This is a genomic window from Lysobacter koreensis, from assembly GCF_042677045.1.
Lineage (GTDB): Bacteria > Pseudomonadota > Gammaproteobacteria > Xanthomonadales > Xanthomonadaceae > Lysobacter_K > Lysobacter_K koreensis.
This window is the reverse complement of sequence record NZ_JBHTIH010000002.1, coordinates 402,019-421,183: the sequence shown is the minus strand read 5'-3', so window position 1 is coordinate 421,183 and position 19,165 is coordinate 402,019. Positions and strand designations below refer to the sequence as shown.

13 protein-coding genes are annotated in these 19,165 nt (G+C 68.6%); 8 read left to right on the top strand and 5 right to left on the bottom strand.

Translation table 11 applies throughout. From position 1 onward, the window contains the following. The first annotated feature begins 25 nt into the window (after positions 1 to 25). From kynU to ACFQZQ_RS02075, 5 genes are all read left to right on the top strand, one after another. Positions 26 to 1,291 carry a kynureninase gene (kynU, locus tag ACFQZQ_RS02095; protein ID WP_386811636.1) on the top strand — a complete coding sequence of 422 codons (1,266 nt, stop codon included), beginning with the start codon at positions 26 to 28 and terminating at the stop codon, positions 1,289 to 1,291. Position 1,292: 1 nt separating this feature from the next. Next, complete coding sequence (locus ACFQZQ_RS02090; RefSeq protein ID WP_386811635.1) at positions 1,293 to 2,669, top strand: FAD-dependent oxidoreductase; 1,377 nt, start codon at positions 1,293 to 1,295, stop codon at positions 2,667 to 2,669. Between the two features lie 4 nt (positions 2,670 to 2,673). After that, positions 2,674 to 4,167, top strand: coding sequence for an exodeoxyribonuclease I (sbcB, locus tag ACFQZQ_RS02085; protein WP_386811026.1), 1,494 nt, complete (start codon positions 2,674 to 2,676; stop codon positions 4,165 to 4,167). Between the two features lie 109 nt (positions 4,168 to 4,276). Beyond that, entirely contained in the window at positions 4,277 to 4,963 is a 687-nt protein-coding gene (locus ACFQZQ_RS02080; protein ID WP_386811025.1) for a DUF2461 domain-containing protein, read from the top strand. 2 nt (positions 4,964 to 4,965) lie between these two features. Continuing rightward, the gene (locus tag ACFQZQ_RS02075; RefSeq protein WP_386811024.1) at positions 4,966 to 5,520 is read left to right on the top strand and encodes a DUF2939 domain-containing protein; all 555 of its coding nucleotides are present in this window, start codon (positions 4,966 to 4,968) and stop codon (positions 5,518 to 5,520) included. Here the strand turns inward: ACFQZQ_RS02075 and ACFQZQ_RS02070 are convergent. The 5 genes from ACFQZQ_RS02070 to ACFQZQ_RS02050 all read right to left on the bottom strand — a co-directional run bounded on the left by ACFQZQ_RS02070 (position 5,517) and on the right by ACFQZQ_RS02050 (position 14,079). Beyond that, positions 5,517 to 6,425, bottom strand: coding sequence for a 5'-nucleotidase (locus ACFQZQ_RS02070; protein ID WP_386811023.1), 909 nt, complete (start codon positions 6,423 to 6,425; stop codon positions 5,517 to 5,519). The genes ACFQZQ_RS02075 and ACFQZQ_RS02070 overlap by 4 nt on opposite strands. 59 nt (positions 6,426 to 6,484) lie before the next feature. Then, on the bottom strand, positions 6,485 to 7,258 hold the full coding sequence (locus tag ACFQZQ_RS02065) for an NAD kinase (protein ID WP_386811022.1): 774 nt from the start codon (positions 7,256 to 7,258) through the stop codon (positions 6,485 to 6,487). A gap of 379 nt (positions 7,259 to 7,637) precedes the next feature. Continuing rightward, complete coding sequence (locus ACFQZQ_RS02060; protein WP_386811021.1) at positions 7,638 to 12,626, bottom strand: NAD-glutamate dehydrogenase; 4,989 nt, start codon at positions 12,624 to 12,626, stop codon at positions 7,638 to 7,640. Positions 12,627 to 12,685: 59 nt separating this feature from the next. Next, positions 12,686 to 12,862: a hypothetical protein gene (locus tag ACFQZQ_RS02055; protein ID WP_386811020.1), complete on the bottom strand. Its 177-nt coding sequence runs from the start codon at positions 12,860 to 12,862 to the stop codon at positions 12,686 to 12,688. Between the two features lie 23 nt (positions 12,863 to 12,885). Next, a complete protein-coding gene (locus tag ACFQZQ_RS02050) occupies positions 12,886 to 14,079 on the bottom strand; it encodes an acyl-CoA dehydrogenase family protein (RefSeq protein WP_386811634.1) in 1,194 nt (397 codons plus the stop codon). A 173-nt stretch (positions 14,080 to 14,252) separates the two neighbouring features. On the opposite strand from ACFQZQ_RS02050, the gene ACFQZQ_RS02045 reads away from it, so the two are divergent. The 3 genes from ACFQZQ_RS02045 to metH are packed head-to-tail and all read left to right on the top strand — an operon-like array spanning position 14,253 to position 19,052. After that, the gene (locus ACFQZQ_RS02045; RefSeq protein ID WP_386811019.1) at positions 14,253 to 15,269 is read left to right on the top strand and encodes an ArsR/SmtB family transcription factor; all 1,017 of its coding nucleotides are present in this window, start codon (positions 14,253 to 14,255) and stop codon (positions 15,267 to 15,269) included. Position 15,270: 1 nt separating this feature from the next. Then, positions 15,271 to 16,368, top strand: a complete 1,098-nt coding sequence (locus ACFQZQ_RS02040; protein WP_386811018.1) for a homocysteine S-methyltransferase family protein — start codon at positions 15,271 to 15,273, stop codon at positions 16,366 to 16,368. Positions 16,369 to 16,373: 5 nt separating this feature from the next. Beyond that, positions 16,374 to 19,052, top strand: a complete 2,679-nt coding sequence (gene metH, locus ACFQZQ_RS02035) for a methionine synthase (protein ID WP_386811633.1) — start codon at positions 16,374 to 16,376, stop codon at positions 19,050 to 19,052. The last annotated feature ends 113 nt before the right edge of the window (positions 19,053 to 19,165 follow it).

Sequence of the window (19,165 nt, the reverse complement as noted above, 5' to 3'; positions counted from 1 at the left end):
AGTGACCGACCAGCAAGTGCCCGACATGTTCTGCGAGCATCACGCCAACGCGCTCGATGCCGCTGACCCGCTGCCGACCCTGCGCGGCGAGTTCCTGATTCCCCGACATGATGGCGCGGAGATGGCGTACTTCGTCGGCAACTCGCTAGGCCTGCAGCCGCGCAGCGCGCGCGCCCACGTCGAGACCGTGCTCGACAAGTGGGAGCACGAGGCGGTGGAAGGCCATTTCACCGGCGACGCGCAGTGGATGAGCTACCACGAACTCGTGCGCGAGCCACTCGCGCGCCTGGTCGGCGCGAATCCGGCAGAGGTGGTGGCGATGAACTCGCTGACCGCGAACCTGCACCTGATGATGGTCAGCTTCTACCGGCCCACCCGCGAGCGCCCGGCGATCCTGATGGAGGCGGGCGCGTTCCCGTCCGACCGCTACGCATTGGCGTCGCAGGTCGCATTCCACGGCTTCGACCCCGCCACCGACCTGATCGAACTTGAACCCGACGAGCCCGACGGCACGTTCTCGATGGCGGCGATCGAGCGCGCGATCGCGCAGCACGGCCGCCGCCTGGCGCTGGTGCTGTGGCCGGGCATCCAGTACCGCACCGGCCAGGCCTTCGACATCCAGGCGATCACCGCCCTCGCGCACGCCCAAGGCGCGGTGTGCGGGTTCGACCTGGCCCACGCGGTGGGCAACCTGCCGCTGGCGTTGCACGACAGCGGCGTCGACTTCGCGGTGTGGTGCCACTACAAGTATTTGAACTCCGGTCCCGGCGCGGTCGCCGGTTGTTTCGTGCACGAGCGCCATGCGCACACGGATCGACCGCGTTTCGCCGGCTGGTGGGGCCACGAACCGGCCACGCGCTTCCAGATGGGTCCCGATTTCAGGCCCACCCCCGGCGCGGACGGCTGGCAACTCAGCAACCCGCCGATCCTGGGCTTGGCGCCGTTGCGCGCCTCGCTGGAGTTGTACGACCGGGTCGGCATGGCCGCGCTGCGCGCCAAGTCGCTGCGCCTGACCGGCTATCTGGAGTCCTTGATCCGCGAGCTTCTGGCCGATGTCCTGCAGATTGTCACGCCGGCCGAGCGGGAACGTCGCGGCAGCCAACTGTCGCTGCGCGTGGCAGGCGGTCGCGAGCAGGGCCGCGCCCTGTTCGACTACCTCGCCGCGAATGGCGTGCTCGGCGACTGGCGCGAACCGGACGTGATCCGCATCTCCCCCGCCCCGCTCTACAACACCCATGCCGACGTGCTGCGATTCGCACGCGCGGTGGAGGCCTGGCGCGATGTCCACTGACATGCCGATCGCGCCTCGCCACATCACCATCATCGGCGCCGGCTTGGCCGGCGCGCTGCTGGCGACCCTGCTGGCGCAGCGCGGCTGGCGCGTGGACGTCTACGAGAAACGCGGCGACCCGCGCCTGCAAGGCTATGCCGGCGGGCGCTCGATCAACCTCGCGCTAGCCGAGCGCGGCCTGCATGCGCTCAGGCTGGCCGGCGGCGACGACGAGGTCATGGCGCAGGCGGTGATGATGCGCGGGCGCATGGTGCATTTCGCCGACGGCCGCACCGACCTGCAACGCTACGGCCGCGACGACAGCGAGGTGATCTGGTCGGTGCACCGCGGTGAGCTCAACGTGATCCTGCTGGATCTCGCAGAGCGCGCCGGCGCCACGCTGCACTTCAACCGTGGCCTGGCGAGCGTCGATTTCGACGCGCGCCATGCCACCTTCAGCGACGACCGCGACGGCAGCTCGCACGGCGTCGGCTTCGCGTCGTTGGTCGGGGCCGATGGCGCCGGGTCCGCATTGCGCGCGGCGATGGGGCGCGAGATCGAACTCGGCGAGCGCACCGAGTTCCTCGGCCACTCCTACAAGGAGTTGGAGATCCCACCGGCGGCCGATGGCGGTTTCAGCATCGAGCCCAACGCCCTGCACATCTGGCCGCGCGGCCGCTACATGTGCATCGCCCTGCCCAACGACGAGCACACGTTCACGGTCACGCTGTTCCTTCCCAACCAGTCCGACGCCCCCGGCAGTCCCAGCTTCGAGACCGTGCGCGACGGCGACGACGCGCGCGCGTTGTTCGCCCGCGACTTCGCGGACGCTCTGCCGCTGATCCCGAACCTCGAACACGATTTCGAGCACAACCCCGCCGGGCTGCTCGCGACCCTGTACCTGGAACGCTGGTTCCACGACGATCGCGCGGTGCTGGTCGGCGACGCGGCGCACGCGATGGTGCCCTTCCACGGGCAAGGCATGAACTGCGCGTTCGAGGACTGCGTCGCGCTGGCCGAGCAGCTCGATCGCACGGCCGACCGCGCCGCCGCGTTCGCCGCGTTCCAGGCGCAGCGCCTGCCCAACGCGCGCGCCATCCAGGCCATGGCGCTGGAGAACTACCTGGAGATGCGCGACCGGGTCGACGATGACGACTACCTGCTGCAACGCGCGCTGGAGCAGAAGCTGTCCGCGCGCCATCCCGATCGCTTCGTGCCGCGCTACGCGATGGTGACGTTCCACCGCCTGCCGTACGCGCTGGCGTTCGAGCGCGGCAACCTGCAGCGCGGCTTGCTGGTCGAACTGACGCGCGGCCACGACTCGCTCGATACGCTGGACTGGGACGCGGTCGATGCCGCGGTCCGCGAGCGTCTCGCGCCCCTGCCCGCGGACGCCTGAGCCGATGCCGGCCAGCTTCCTGTTCTACGACCTGGAAACCTTTGGCGCCGACCCGCGCACCACGCGCATAGCGCAATTCGCGGCGATCCGCACCGATGCCGACCTCAACCCGGTCGACGAACCGATCAGCTTCTTCGTCAGGCCCGCCGACGACCTGCTGCCCTCGCCCATCGCCACCCTGATCACCGGCATTACCCCGCAGGCGGCGCGGCGCGAGGGCACGACGGAAGCCGAGGCGTTCGCAAGGATCTTCGACGAGATGGCGCGCCCGGAGACCTGCAGCGTGGGCTACAACTCGCTGCGTTTCGACGACGAGTTCGTGCGCCACGGCCTGTTCCGCAACTTCTACGACGCCTACGAACGCGAGTGGCGCGGCGGCAACTCGCGCTGGGACCTGCTTGACGTCATGCGGCTCGCGCACGCGCTGCGCCCGGACGGCATCGCCTGGCCGCGGCGCGAAGCACATGGATATGCGAGTGCCGCGGGCGCAGGACGCGCTGGAGCGGCCGAGGACGGCGCGACCTCGTTCAAGCTCGAGCACCTGGCCGAGGCCAACGGCGTGCGCGAAGGCGATGCGCACGAGGCCCTGTCCGACGTGCGCGCGCTGATCGGCCTCGCCCGCCAGCTCAAGGCCGCACAGCCCAAGCTGTGGCAGTACGCGCTCAAGCTGCGCGACAAGCGCTTCGCCGCGACCTTGCTCGACACCGTGGCGATGACGCCGGCGCTGCACGTGTCGCAGCGCTTCCCCGCCAGCCGCCTGTGCGCGGCGCCGATCCTGCCGATCGCCCGGCATCCGCATATCGACAGCCGGGTGCTGGTGTTCGACCTGGCCCAAGACCCCACCGCGTTGCTGCACCTGGAGCCGGGCCAGATCGCCGACCGCCTGTACACGCCGGCGGCCGACCTGCCCGAGGGCGAGGAGCGCGTGGCGCTGAAGGAAGTGCACCTCAACAAGTGCCCGGCGTTGATCGCCTGGGACCACCTGCGCGCGGCGGATTTTGCACGACTGGCGATCGACCCGCTGGTCGTTGCCGAACGCGCCGCACGCCTGCGCGACGCCGGCCCGGCGCTGGCGGAAAAGGTGCGCCGGGTGTTCGCCAGCGAGCGCCAGCGCGCTCCGTCAGACGTCGATGCATCGCTGTACGACGGCTTCATCGGCGACGGCGACAAGCGCTTGTTCAACCAGGTCCGCAGCACCGATCCCGGCGCGCTGGGTGCGCGCGTGTTCGGTTTCCGCGACCCGCGCCTGCCCGAGCTGCTGTTCCGCTACCGCGCCCGCAACTGGCCCGACACGCTGTCGATCAGCGAACGCGCGCGCTGGGACGAGTACCGCCGCCATCGTCTGCGCGATGAAGCCGGCTTGTCCGAGTACAGTTTCGCTCGCTTCCATGCCGAGATCGACGCCCTGCGCGCCGCGCACGCCGACGACGGTGGCAAGCTCGCGTTGCTCGACCAGCTCGAAGCCTGGGGCCGCGAGCTCGATGCCACCGTGACGTAGGATGGGTTGAGCGCAGCGATACCCATCGTGCACCCCGGCGACTGACGGCTAGAAGCCAACGTCACTGGATCCCCGCTTCCGTGGGGATGACGAGCGAAGAAAGAACACCATGGCCACTTACTTCAGCGACGCCACCTTCAAGTTCCTGCGCGGCCTCGCCCGCCACAACGACCGTGAGTGGTTCCACGCCCACAAGGCCGACTACGAGTTGCACGTGCGCGGGCCGTTCCAGCGACTGCTGACCGACCTGCAACCGGTGTTGGCGCAGTGCAGCGCGCACTACCGCGCCGAACCGAAGACCGTCGGCGGTTCGCTGTTCCGGATCCAGCGCGACACCCGTTTCGCCAACGACAAGGCGCCGTACAAATCGTGGCAGGGTGCGCGGCTGTTCCACGAGCGCGGGCGCCAGATCGAGGCGCCGTCGTTCTATCTGCACCTGCAGCCGGGCAACTGTTTCGTCGGTGCCGGCCTGTGGCATCCGCAACCCGATACGCTACGCCGGGTCCGGCATTTCATCCTCGACAACCCCGGCAGCTGGAAAGCCGCGGCGCACGACGGCAAGTTCCGTCGGCGTTTCGACCTGGACGAGAGCGAGAAACTGACGCGCGCGCCGCGCGGCTTCCCGGACGACTTCGAGTACGCCGACGACCTCCGCCGCAAGAACTTCGTCGCGTTGCGCGCCATCGACGACACCACCATCACCGGTCCGCGGCTGCTGAATACCCTCGCCACCGACCTGGCGGGACTGGCCCCCTTCACCGACTACTTGTGCGCCGCGTTGGACCTGGAGTTCTAGCGATGAAGAAGATCATGGCCTTGGCGCTGTTGCTGGGCGTGTTGCTGCTGGGTTACCTGGTCGCCGGCCCGTTCCTCGCGGTCAAGGGCATCCGCGACGCGATCCGGGCGCAGGACACTGCGGCATTGACCACGCATGTCGATTTCCCGACGTTGCGCGCCAACCTCAAGGCGCAACTCGACGACTACGTGGTGCGCAAGGCAGGCGCGGAAGCGCAGTCGAACCTGCTCGGCGCGCTGGCGCTGCGCATCGCCAGCGGCGTCACCGGCGGCACGGTCGATGCGATGGTCACCCCGGCGGGCCTGGGCGCGGTCCTGGAGGGCCGCAACCTGTGGCATCGCGCCAGCGGCGGTGGCATCAGCGACAGCGACAGCTACGCCAACCAGCCAGCGCCGGACCCGCTGAAAGACGCGCGCTACGGCTTCGAATCGACCTCGCGCTTTACCGCCACGGTCGCGAGCGACGACGGCCGGCCGGTGACTTTCGTGATCGCCCGCGATGGCCTGCGCTGGAAACTCAGCGACATCCGCCTGCCGCTGGAAGACGCGCCACGCTAGCTGCAGTTGGCGACCCCGTGCGGGACATGGCCGGCGGCGACGTGATCGCGCGCCGAGGCGATGTTGTGCTCGGAATCGTCGAAGAAGATGTCGGCGCCGAATGCATCGAGGAACGGGCCTTTTGGCCGCCCACCGAGGAACAGCGCCTCGTCCAGGCGGATTCCCCACTCGCGCAGGGTGCGGATCACCCGTTCGTGCGCCGGCACGGAGCGCGCGGTGACCAGCGCGGTGCGGATCGGCGCGTTCTCGCCGGTCGGGAAGGCCGCCTGCAGCTTGTGCAGGGCATCGAGGAAACCGCGGAACGGCCCGCCCGACAGCGGTTCGCCGGCGCGCGTGCGTTCGTGCTCGGCGAACGCGGCCAGGCCGCCCTCGCGCGAGACGCGCTCGCCTTCGTCGTCGAAGATCACCGCGTCGCCATCGAACGCGATGCGCAACTGGTCGTGGCGCTGCAACGCGGCCTTGGCCGGCAACAAAGTGGCCGCCGCGACGCCAGCGGCGAGCGCGCTGCGCACGTCCTCGGCATGCGCCGACAGGAACAGGTCGGCGCCGAACGGGCGGATGTACGGAAACGGCGGCGCGCCGTTGCTGAACGCCGCGCGCTTGATCGCCAGGCCATGGTGCGCGATCGAATTGAAGATGCGCAGGCCGGTGTCGGCCGAGTTGCGCGAGATCAGGATCACCTCGACCCGCGGCGCCTCCGGGGGCGCGCCGTGGTTGAGCGCCAGCAGCTTGCGCACCAGCGGAAAGGCGATCCCGGGTTGCAGCAGGTCGTCCTCGTGCTCGCGCTGGAACGCGGCGTAGGCGTCGATGCCGTCGCGTTCGAACAGCGCGTGGCTGTCCTCCATTTCGAACAGGGTGCGCGAGGAAATCGCGACGATCAGCGGGTTGGCATTGGCATCGGGCATGGCGGCATTGTGCCCGAGCGGCGTCGCAACCAATGCGACCAGGCAGTTCCGGGTGCGTATCAGCCGCTGGTGAACTGCTCGGCCAGCATGCGTTCCTCGAGATTGTGCTCCGGGTCGAACAGCAGGGTCACGGTGCGGTCGCGCGACTCGCGGATCATTACCTCCACCACGTCGCGGACCTCGTGCGAGTCGGCGGTCGCGCTGACCGGCCGCTTGTACGGGTCGAGCACGCGGAAGCGCACCTCGGTGTCGGCCTTCAGCACTGCCCCGCGCCAGCGCCGCGGTCGGAACGCCGCGATCGGCGTCAGCGCCATCACGTTGGTGCCCAGCGGCAGGATCGGCCCGTGCGCGGAGAAGTTGTAGGCGGTGCTGCCGGCCGGGGTGGCGACCATGACCCCGTCGCAAATCAGTTCGTCGAGGCGCTGCTTGCCGTTGAGTTCGATCGACAGGTGCGCGGCCTGGCGCGTCTGGCGCAGCAGCGAGACCTCGTTGTAGGCCAGCGAGCCCACGGTCGCGCCGGACTCGGTCTGCGCGACCATTTCCAGCGGACGCAGCACTGCCGGCTCGGCGGCGTGGATGCGCTCGAGCAGGCCCTCGCCGGCCTGGTGGTTCATCAGGAACCCGACCGTGCCCAGCTTCATCCCGTACACCGGCCGCCCGAGCGCGCCATGGCGGTGCAAGGTCTGCAGCATGAAGCCATCGCCACCGAGCGCGACCAGCACGTCCGCCTCGGCCGGCGGGTGGTCGCCGTGGCGAGCGGCCAGTTCGGCCAGTGTGCGTTGCGCATCTTCTGCGGGACTTGCGAGGAAGGCGATGCGGGGCGTCGCGGTCATCGGCGGCTCCGGGATGGTGAGTCGAGCATAACCGCGCCGCGGTATCACTTCACCTAGCACGAGGCGCAACGCGCCGCGGCGTGCTGGCAGCCAAGGCAGGCCAGCGTGGTATCGCCCGGCCGTCGTGGCACCAAGAATAAAGGCGGGTCCATCGGACCCGCCTTCTGGTTTCCCTAATGCGACGGCCGAGACGGCGGACATCGAGTACCGGTTGCTCACTCCTCTCCAGCATGCTGGAGCGGGCTCGTCATTCGTCAACTTCGGCAGGCATCGCGATGCCATTCCTGGCGCGACGTCCGCAATCTCGGATCGCCCTGCCCGGCCCTCCATGGCCGGGCGTTCGCCCAGGCGCGAGCCAGTGGCTCGCAAGCGCCTGGGTTCACCCTCGCGATGCCAGTTGCGACAAGCGCTGCACCGCGACCGACACGGTCGGATAGTCCAGCGTCTTCTGCGTCGCCAGTTCGGCGAGCATCGCCAAGGTGAAGCGCAGCGACGAGTCGTCGCGCTGCAGCCAGTGCTTGACCTTGGCGTCGGCATTCGCGCCGGGCATCGACAGCACCTGCCCGACCAGCGCGCGCTGCTGCGTGGCCAGTTCCTCGCTCAGCACGCCGCGGGCGACCGCATGCCAGCGGCCGTCGACCGCCAACGCGTCGATCTGCTGCTGCAGCCACGGCAGGCGCAGGGCCTCGCCGAGGCGGAAATGCACCTTCGCCACTTCGACCGGCTTGAGCTTGCGCTCGCGCGCCAGCTCGATGATGTCGCAGCACGGATCCAAGTACGGCAACGCCGCCAGCTGGCCGCCGAGCTCGTCGGGCACGCCCTTGGCCTTCCAGTCGCGCAGGCTCGCCTCGTAGGCGGGGCGCTGCGAGTCGGGCAGGATGCCCTGCCCGGCGCGGATGTCCTTGAAGCCGTCGTGGTAGCGCGCCACCGCGGTGGCGATGTCCGGGATCGCGCCCGGGCGCGACAGCAACCAGCGCGTGAACGAGCGCTGCAGCGACCAGATCACCTGCAACGCATCGATCTGCGTGGCTTCGGCGACCTTGCCGTCGAGCGCGTCGATCTGCGCCCACAGCGCACGTGCCTCGAGCGTTTCGCGGGTGATGGTGTAGGCCTTGGCGACCTCGCCCGGGGTGCGTCCGCTGTCTTCCTGCATGCGCAGCAGGAACGTGGCGCCCATCCGGTTGATGGTCGAGTTGGTGACCGCGGTAGCGATGATCTCGCGCTTCAGCCGGTGCTGCTCCATCGCCTTGGCGTACTTGGCCTGCAGCGGTTCCGGGAAGTAGCGCACCAGTTCCTTCGACAGGTACGGGTCTTCCGGGACGTCGGAATCGAGCATCTGCTGGAACGCGACGAGCTTGGAGTACGACAGCAGCACCGCCAGTTCCGGGCGCGTCAGGCCCTGGCCGCGCGCCTTGCGCTCGGCGATCTCGGCGTCGCTGGGCAGGAATTCGATCTGGCGATCGAGCAGGCCCTGCGATTCCAGCGTGCGGATGAAATGCTGCTTGGAGCCCAATCGCGCCAGGCTCATCCGCTCCATCAGGCTGATCGCCTGGTTCTGGCGGTAGTTGTCGGCCAGCACCAGGCCGGCGACCTCGTCGGTCATCGACGCCAGCAGCTTGTTGCGCTCCGGCAGCGTGAGCTTCTTGGCCTGGACCTGCGCATTGAGCAGGATCTTGATGTTGACTTCGTGGTCGGAGGTATCGACGCCGGCCGAGTTGTCGATGAAGTCGGTGTTGAGCAGCACGCCGTGCAGCGCCGCCTCGATGCGGCCCAGCTGGGTCAGGCCCAGGTTGCCGCCCTCGCCCACCACTTTGCAGCGCAGCTCGCGGCCGTCGACGCGCAACGCGTTGTTGGCGCGGTCCCCGACATCGGCATGGGTCTCGGTGCTGGCCTTGACGTAGGTGCCGATGCCACCGTTCCAAAGCAGGTCGACCGGCGACTTCAGGATCGCGCTCATCAGCTCGGCGGGGCTCATCGCCTCCACGTCGGCGTCGATGCCGAGCGCGGCCTTGATCTCTGGCGACAGCGGGATCGACTTGGCCGAGCGCGGGAACACCCCGCCGCCCTTGCTGATCAGCGACTTGTCGTAATCCTCCCAGCTCGAGCGCGGCACGGCGAACATGCGCGTGCGTTCCTTGAACGTCGCGGCGGCGTCCGGGTTGGGGTCGAGGAAGATGTGGCGGTGGTCGAACGCGGCGAGCAGGCGGATGTGCCTGCTCAGCAGCATGCCGTTGCCGAACACGTCGCCGGACATGTCGCCGATGCCGACGCAGGTGAAGTCCTGCTTCTGGCTGTCGCGGCCCATCGCGCGGAAGTGGCGCTTGACCGACTCCCACGCGCCCTTGGCGGTGATGCCCATGCCCTTGTGGTCGTAACCGACCGAGCCACCGGAGGCGAACGCGTCGTCGAGCCAGTAGCCGTGCTCGCGGGCGATGCCGTTGGCGATGTCGGAGAACGTGGCGGTGCCCTTGTCGGCCGCGACCACCAGGTAGGGGTCGTCCTGGTCGTGGCGGACCACGTCGCGCGGCGGCACGACCTTGCCGTCGACACTGAGGTTGTCGGTGATGTCGAGCAGGCCGTTGATGAACATCTTGTAGCAGGCGATGCCCTCGGCGAGCACCGCGTCGCGGTCGCCACCGACCGGCGGACGTTTGGCGAAGAACCCGCCCTTGGAGCCGACCGGCACGATCACGGTGTTCTTGACCATCTGTGCCTTGACCAGGCCCAGCACCTCGGTGCGGAAATCCTCGCGCCGGTCCGACCAGCGCAGGCCGCCACGGGCGACCGGGCCGAAGCGCAGGTGCACGCCTTCCACGCGCGGGCCGTAGACGAAGATCTCGCGGTACGGACGCGGCTTGGGCAGGTCCGGCACGCTGGCCGAATCGAACTTGTAGCTGACGTAGCCGCGCTCGCCGCCATCGGCTGCACGCTGGTAGTAGCTGGTACGCAGGGTGGCGTCGATCGCACCGATGAAGCTGCGCAGGATGCGGTCCTCGTCGAGGCTGGCGACGCGATCGAGCAGGCTCTTCAGCGTGCTGCGGGTGATCGCGACCTGCGCATCGCGCTTGCCGCTGCGCGCCTCGATGACCGGCTGCAGCGCCGCCAGCAGCGCGGCATCGCCGGCGGCCAGGCGCTGCAACTGCTCGCTGAAGCGCTGCATGCCGGCCTTGACCTCGGCCTTGCTTTCGCTGCCGGTGGCCGGATCGAAGCGCGCTTCGAACAACTCGACCAGCAACCGCGCCAGTAGCGGGTAGCGCGCGAACGTGGCCTCGACATAGGCCTGCGAGAACGGCACGCCGACCTGCAGCAGGTACTTGCAGTAGGCACGCAGCATCGCGACCTGGCGCCACGACAGGCCGGCGGCCAGGACCAGGCGGTTGAAGCCGTCGTTCTCGGCATTGCCGCGCCATGCCTGCGCGAACGCCTGCTCGAAGTTGTCGTCGAGGCTGGTGACGTCGACATCTACGTTGAGCGTCTCGACCTCGAAGTCCTGGATGTAGGCCGGCCGGCCGTCAACCACGATCCGGTACGGGTGTTCCGAGATCACCCGCAGGCCCATGTTCTCCATCATCGGCAACGCATCGGACAGGGGGATGTCGTCGTTCTGGCGGTAGAACTTGAAGCGCAGGCCACCCTCGCCGCCGTGGGTGCGGTACAGGCTCAGCCGCAGGTCGTCGGGCCCGGCGAGCGCGGCCAGGTGCTCGACGTCGCTGGCCGCGACCGCGGCGCTGACGCCCTCGATGTAGCCGGTCGGCAAGGCGCGGCCGTAGCTGCTGGCCAGGGCCAAGCCGCGTTCCTCGCCATGGCGCGCGACCAGCTGGTCGCGCAGGTCGTCGTGCCAGTTGCGCACAATCTCGGCCAGCTCGGCCTCGATCGCCGCGTTGTCGACCTGGATCGCCTCGCTGCCGGACTCCGGCCGCACGATCAGGTGCAGCTGCGCGAGCGGCGACTCGCCCAGCATCACCGAGGAATCGACGTGCTCGCCATGCAGCACCCGCTTGAGCATCGCCTCGATGCGCAGGCGCACGTCGGTGTTGAAACGGTCGCGCGGAATGTAGACGAGGCCGGAGAAGAAACGGCCGTAGCGGTCGCGGCGCAGGAACAACTTGCTGCGCACGCGCTCCTGCAGGCCGAGGATGCCGGTGCTGGTGCGCAGCAGCTCTTCCTCGTTGGACTGGAACAACTCGTCGCGCGGCAACGTCTCGATGATGTGGCGCAACGCCTTGCCGCTGTGGCTGTCGGGCTTCAATCCCGACTGTTCCATCACGTAGTTGTGGCGCTGGCGCACCAGCGGGATGTCCCACGGGCGGCGGTTGTAGGCACTGGAGGTGTACAGGCCGAGGAAACGTTCCTCGCGCACCGGCTTGCCCTTGGCATCGAAGCTGAGCACGCCGATGTAGTCCATGTAGCCCGGACGGTGCACGGTGGCGCGCGCGTTGGTCTTGGTCAGGATCAGCGCGTCGACCGAACCGGACTGCGGCATGTAGTGCGCCGCCAGCGACTTCAACGGGCGCGGCTTGCGGGTGTCCTCGCCGCGCAGCAGGCCCAGGCCGCTGTCCTTGACCGCGCACAGGACTTCCTCACCGCCCTGCTTGACGACCTCGTATTCGCGGTAGCCCAGGAAGGTGAAGTGGTCCCCCGCCGCCCAGCGCAGGAACTCCTGCGCCTCGCGGCGCCCCTCGTCGCTGACCGGCAGCTTACGCTCGCCCAGCTGGTCGGCCACTTCCATCATCTTGCTGCGCATCGGGGCCCAGTCGCGCACGGTGGCGCGCACGTCGCCCAGCACGTCCTGCACCGCCCGCTGGATCTGCGGCATGGCCTCGGCCGGCTGCCGGTCGATTTCCAGGTGCATCAGCGATTCGGGCACGCCCTCGCCCACGCCGACCAGCTTGCCGGCCTTGTCGCGCCGGAAGGTCACCACCGGGTGGCCGAGCACGTGCACGCCGATGCCCTTCTCGGCCAGCGCCATCGTCACCGTGTCGACCAGAAACGGCATGTCGTCGTTGGCGATCTGCAGCACGGTGTGCGGCGACTCCCAGCCGTGGGTCTTCAGGCTGGGGTTGAACAGACGCACGAGCGCGCTGCCGGTCTTGCGCGCGCGGGCGAAGTCGAGGAAATCGGTCGCCAGCGCAGCCCAGCCTTCCGGGCTGTGCTTGGGCAACTCGTCGTCGGCCATGCGCTTGTAGAACGCCTGGATGAAGGCCTCGCCCTCGGCATGGCGCGCCTTGGGCAGGCGCTGGCGCATCGCGGCGATGATCGGGTCGAGGGAGACGACGCTGTTGCGGGCCGCCGGGACGACCGCCTTGCTCGCGGTGGATTTGGCGGCGTTGACCGGCTTGGCGGTGGGGGATTTGGGCTTGCTGCTCATGGGAACGTGATGTCCGATGGTATGAGGCCCGCGCTTTCGCGCAGGCCGGGGTATGGATTTCAGTGCGCGGCGATGACGCGTCGCGGCGCGAGCGGATCGGGGACGCTGCCAATGCAGGCCTCGCCGATGCCCGCGTCAAGCGCGGCATCGGTGGAGCGGCGGCGGCAAGCCGGATCGAGGTGGCCGCCGCGCTGCCCCGGGCAGGCGGTGGGCCGCGATGAACCGAAGCGTTTCATGTGCGCTCGATGCAGGCCCGGTCTTACCGGAGCCCCGTCTCGTTGCGGGCAATCACCAGGCGCTGGATCTCGCTGGTGCCTTCGTAGATCTCGGTGATCTTGGCGTCGCGGAAGTAGCGCTCCAGCGGCATTTCCTTCGAATAGCCCATGCCGCCGTGGATCTGCACCGCCTGATGGGTGATCCACATCGCCGCCTCCGACGCGGTGAGCTTGGCCACTGCCGCCTCGGTGCTGAACCGGCCTCCGCTCTTCTCGGTCTCGCCCTTGGTCCAGGCCGCGCGCAGTGTCAGCAGCAGCGCCGCGTCGAGCTTGCACTTCATGTCGGCGATCTTGGCCTGGGTCATCTGGAACGCGCCGATCGGCTGGCCGAAAGCCTTGCGCTCCTTCACGTACTCCAGGGTCGCCTCGTAAGCGGCGCGCGCCAGGCCGATCGCCTGCGAGGCGATACCAATGCGGCCGGCATCGAGCACGCCCATCGCGATCTTGAAGCCGTGGCCTTCGTCGCCGAGTACTTCGTCGGCCTGGGCGACGTAGTCGGTGAACTCGATCTCGCAGGTGGCCGAAGCGCGGATGCCGAGCTTGGGCTCGGTCTTGCCGCGGTGGAACCCGGCGCGCTCGGCGTCGATCATGAACGCGGTGATGCCGCGCGCGCCCTTGTCGGGGTCGGTCATCGCGAACAGCACCAGGTACTTGGCGACCGGGCCCGAGGTGATCCAGCTTTTCTTGCCGTTGATCAGGTAGGTGCCGTCGGCCTGCTTGGTGGCCTTGCAGCGCATCGCAGTGGCATCGGAGCCGGACTGCGGCTCGGTCAGCGCGAACGCGCCGATCTCGCGGCCTTCGGCAATCGCGCGCACGTACAGCTGCTTCTGCGCTTCGGTGCCGAACTTGAGGATGCCGTTGCAGAACAGCGAGTTGTTGACCGAAACGATCGTGGAGTGCGCGGCATCGGCCGCGGCGATCTCGACCATGGCCAGCACGTAGCTGATCGGGTCCATGCCGGCGCCGCCGTACTCGGCCGGCACCTCGATGCCCATCAGGCCGTTCTCGCCGAGGGTGCGGATGTTCTCGAGCGGGAATTCGCCGGTGCGGTCGTGGTGCTCGGCGCTGGGAGCGATCTTTTCCTGGGCGATGCGACGCGCCACGTCCTGGATCATCAATTGCTCTTCAGTGAAGCGAAAATCCACGGCGGCACCTCGGGTTCTGATGGGCTTGGTAATGGCGTCGCGGCGTCGGCATGCATGCACGACCGCGCGCAACAGCCTTGAATTGTAGCCGCGCGTGGCCAACGACCGCACCCGGGCAGATGCAACGGCCGGATCCGGCGACCGAGGCTTGACCCTCGCGCCCCCGCCGATCAAACTTATCTCTATATCGCGATAGGTTGATACATATGGATCTGGAAGGCTGGTCGAGCCGCCTCAAGGTGTTTGCCGACGCCACCCGCGTGCGCCTGCTGGCGCTGCTGGAGCGCGAGGAACTGACCGTGGCCGAGCTGTCGGCGATCACACGCCTGGCGCAGCCGCGCGTGTCCACCCACTTGTCCAAGCTCAAGGAAGCCGGATTGGTCCGAGACCGGCGTTCCGGCGTGTCGGCCTACTACCGTTTCGACGATGCCGCGCTCGACTCGGCGCAGCGCTCGCTGTGGCAGACCCTGCGCGAAGGCAGCGACGATCCGCTGCTGCGCCAGGATGCCGAACGCGTGGCCGCCGTGCTCGCCGCGCGCGCCTCGGAGCAGAACTGGGCCGACTCGGTCGCCGGCGACATGGAACGCCACTACTCGCCCGGCCGCACCTGGGAGGCGATGGCGCGCTCGGCGCTGCCGCTGCTGCAACCCGGCGACGTGCTCGACATCGCTTCCGGCGACGGCGTGCTGGCCGAACTGCTGGCGCCGCATTCGCACCGCTATGTCTGCCTGGATTCCAGCACCAAGGTGGTGCTGGCCGCGTCCGAGCGCCTGCGTAGGCTCAAGAATGTCGAGGTCCGCGAGGGCGACATGCACGCGTTGCCGTTCCCGGCCGCGCATTTCGACCTGGTGGTGCTGATGCACGCGCTGACCTACGCGGAGCAACCGGCACAGGCCGTCATCGAAGCCGGACGCGTGCTGCGACCCGGCGGACTATTGCTGCTGACCAGCCTGGCGAAACACGAGCATCGCGGCGCGGTCGAAGCGTTCGGCCACGTCAACCTGGGTTTCGCCGAGAAGGAACTGCAGAAGTTCGCCGCCAAGGGCGGGCTCGAGGTCGTCAGCTGCGAAACCGTGACCCGCGAGCGGCGGCCGCCGCATTTCGAGGTGATCGCGCTCATCGCCCGCAAGGCGATCGGCGATGGCCCTGCCGCGCGAAGCCCGGCTTCGCGCAACGCGACCGCGCACACATCCGACACTCGCAAATCCACGAAGAAGTCCTGACATGAACACCCTCCCCTGGCTCAACCCCGCCCGCGCCGAAGCGCTGCAACAACGCCTGCGCGAACGCATCCTGGTGATCGACGGCGCGATGGGCACGATGATCCAGCAGCGCGAACTGGACGAAGCCGGCTACCGCGGCGAGCGCTTCAGCGAAGGCTACGACCGCCTGTACACCGTGCAAGACCATGCCCACGGCGCCGGCTGCGGCTGCAGCCGCGACCAGCGCGGCAACAACGACCTGCTCAGCCTGACGCAGCCGGCGATCATCGGTGACATCCACGCCGCCTACCTCGACGCCGGCGCCGACCTGATCGAGACCAACACCTTCAACTCGACCACGATCTCGCTGGCCGACTACGGCCTCGAGCACCTGGCGCGCGAACTCAACGAAACCGGTGCCCGCCTCGCCCGCGCCGCCTGCGACGCCGCCGAGGCGAAGACGCCCGAGCAGCCGCGGTTCGTGATCGGCGTGCTCGGCCCGACCAGCCGCACCGCCTCGCTGAGCCCGGACGTCAACCGCCCGGGTTTCCGCGCGATCAGCTTCGACGAACTGCGCGTGGCCTACCGCGAAGCCACCGACGGCCTGATCGACGGCGGCGCCGATGTGATCATGGTCGAGACCGTGTTCGACACCCTCAATGCCAAGGCGGCGCTGTTCGCGATCGAGGAAGCCTTCGACGCACGCGGCGCGCGGCTGCCGGTAATGGTCTCGGGCACGATCACCGACGCCTCCGGCCGCACCTTGTCGGGGCAGACCGCCGAGGCGTTCTGGTACTCGCTGCGCCACAGCCAGCCGCTTGCGATCGGCCTGAATTGCGCGCTCGGCGCCGTGGACCTGCGCCCGCACGTCGACCTGCTGTCGCAGGTGGCCGACGCCTATGTCAGCACCCACCCCAACGCGGGCCTGCCCAACGCGTTCGGCGGCTACGACGAAACGCCCGAGGACATGGCGCGGGTGCTGGGCGAGTTCGCGCAAGCCGGGCTGCTGAACCTGGTCGGCGGCTGCTGCGGCACGACCCCGGCGCATATCGCCGCGATTGCCGAAGCGGTGCGACACCACGCTCCGCGCGAGCGGCCCACGCTGGAGGCCGCGGCGTGACCCAGTTGCGTCGCCAGACCCGGCTCAGCGGCCTCGAGCCGCTGCAGATCACGCCCGAAAGCAACTTCATCAACGTCGGCGAGCGCACCAACGTCACCGGCAGCGCGCAGTTCCGCAAGCTGATCAAGGACAACCGCTACGACGAGGCGGTGATGGTCGCGCGGCAGCAGGTCGAGAGCGGCGCGCAGGTGCTCGACGTCAACATGGACGAAGGCCTGCTCGATTCCGAGCAGGCGATGGTCACCTACCTCAACCTCATCGCCGCCGAACCCGACATCGCCCGCATCCCGGTGATGGTCGACAGCTCGAAGTGGAGCGTGATCGAGGCCGGGCTGAAATGCCTGCAGGGCAAGGGCATCGTCAACTCGATCTCGATGAAGGAAGGCGAGGACGAGTTCCTGCGCCAGGCGCGCCTCGTGCGTCGCTACGGTGCCGCCGTGGTGGTGATGGCGTTCGACGAGCAGGGCCAGGCCGACACGGTCGAACGCAAGGTCGAGATCAGTTCGCGCGCCTACAAGCTGCTGACCGAACAGATCGGTTTCCCGCCCGAAGACATCATCTTCGATCCCAACGTGTTCGCGATCGCCACCGGCATCGACGAGCACAACGGCTACGGCGTCGCCTTTATCGAGGCCACGCGCGAACTCAAGCGCCGCTTCCCGCTGTCGCACGTGTCCGGCGGCGTCTCCAACGTCAGCTTCTCGTTCCGCGGCAACGAACTGGTGCGCCAGGCGATCCACACCGTGTTCCTGTACCACGCCATCAAGGCCGGCATGGACATGGGCATCGTCAACGCCGGTGCCCTGCCCCTGTACGACGATCTCGACAGCGAACTGCGCGAGGCAGTCGAGGACGTGGTGCTCAACCGCCGCGACGACGGCACCGAGCGCCTGCTCGACCTGGCCGAACGCTACAAGGGGCAAAAAGGCGAGAAGCGGGTCGAGGACCTCGCCTGGCGCGACAAGCCGGTGCAGGATCGTCTGAGCCACTCGCTGGTGCACGGCATCGACCAGTGGATCGAGGCCGACACCGAAGAGGCACGACAGCAGGCCGCAAGGCCGCTGGACGTGATCGAGGTGTCGCTGATGACCGGCATGGGCGTGGTCGGCGACCTGTTCGGCGCCGGCAAGATGTTCCTGCCGCAGGTGGTCAAGTCCGCGCGCGTGATGAAGAAGGCGGTCGCGTACCTGCTGCCCTTCATCGAGGCCGAGAAGCTGCGCACCGGCGACGTCGGCAAGTCCAACGGCAAGATCATCATGGCCACGGTCAAGGGCGACGTCCACGACATCGGCAAGAACATCGTCGGCGTGGTGCTGGCCTGCAACAACTTCGACGTGGTCGACCTGGGCGTGATGGTGCCGGCGCAGGTGATCCTGGATCGCGCAAAGGCCGAGAACGCCGACCTGATCGGCCTGTCGGGGCTGATCACGCCGTCGCTGGAGGAGATGAGCCACGTCGCGCGCGAGATGCAGCGCCAGGGCTTCACGATCCCGCTGCTGATCGGCGGCGCGACCACGTCGCGCGCGCACACCGCGCTCAAGATCGACCCGCACTACAAGCCGGCCACGATCTGGGTCAAGGACGCCTCGCGTGCGGTCGGCGTGGCGCAGGCCTTGATCAGCGTCGACCAGCGCGACGCATTCGCGGCCGGGCACGCTTCGGACTACGCCGAGATCCGCGAGCGCCACAAGAACCGCGATGGCGCCAAGCGGCTGGTGCCGCTGGCGAAGGCGCGCGCACAGCGCTTCGACGGCGACTGGGCGAACTACACTCCGCCGGCGCCGAAGCAGCCTGGGCTCCACGTGTTCGACGACTACCCGCTGGACGAGCTGGTCGGATTGATCGACTGGACCCCGTTCTTCCAGGCTTGGGAGCTGGCCGGCCGCTACCCGGCGATCCTCACCGACCCGGTGGTGGGCACCCACGCCAGCGAGCTGTTCCGCGACGCGCAGGCGATGCTCAAACGCATCGTCGACGAGAAGTGGCTGACGGCGAAGGCGGTGTTCGGGCTATGGCCGGCGAACAGCGTTGGCGACGACGTGGTCGCGCAGGTCGACGGCCAGTCGACCACCCTGCACTTCCTGCGCCAGCAGGCCGACAAGCCGCCGGAACGGCCGGACTTCTGCCTCGCGGATTTCATCGCGCCGGTCGACAGCGGCAAGCGCGACTGGATCGGCGCGTTCGCGGTCACCGCCGGGCTCGGCATCGAGCCGCGTGTCGCGCGCTTCGAGGCGGCGTTCGACGACTACAACGCGATCCTGCTCAAGGCACTGGCCGACCGCCTGGCCGAGACCCTCGCCGAGCGCATCCACCAGCGCGTGCGCACCGAATTCTGGGGCTACGCGGCCGACGAATCGCTGGATGCCGAGGCGCTGATCGACGAGAAGTACCGCGGCATCCGCCCCGCTCCCGGCTATCCGGCCTGTCCCGAGCACAGCGAGAAAGCCACGATCTTCCGCTTGCTCGATCCGCACACGAACGCCGGCATGGACCTGACCGAGAACTTCGCGATGACCCCGGCGGCGGCGGTATCGGGCTACTACTTCAGTCACCCGGGCAGCCAGTACTTCGTGGTCGGGCGGGTGTCGAAGGAGCAGGCGCAGGACTACGCCAAGCGCAAGGGGGCGTCGCTGCTGCAGGCCGAGCGCTGGCTGGCGTCGAACCTCGACTACGACCCCGAATAACGCCAAAGCCCGCATGCGGAATCCTGCATCGCGCGGCGGCGCGTTCGGGCATCGTCACAGCCCGATGGAGCCGCGGCGCGGCGTCGAATCTGGATTACGACCCGGAGTAGTGC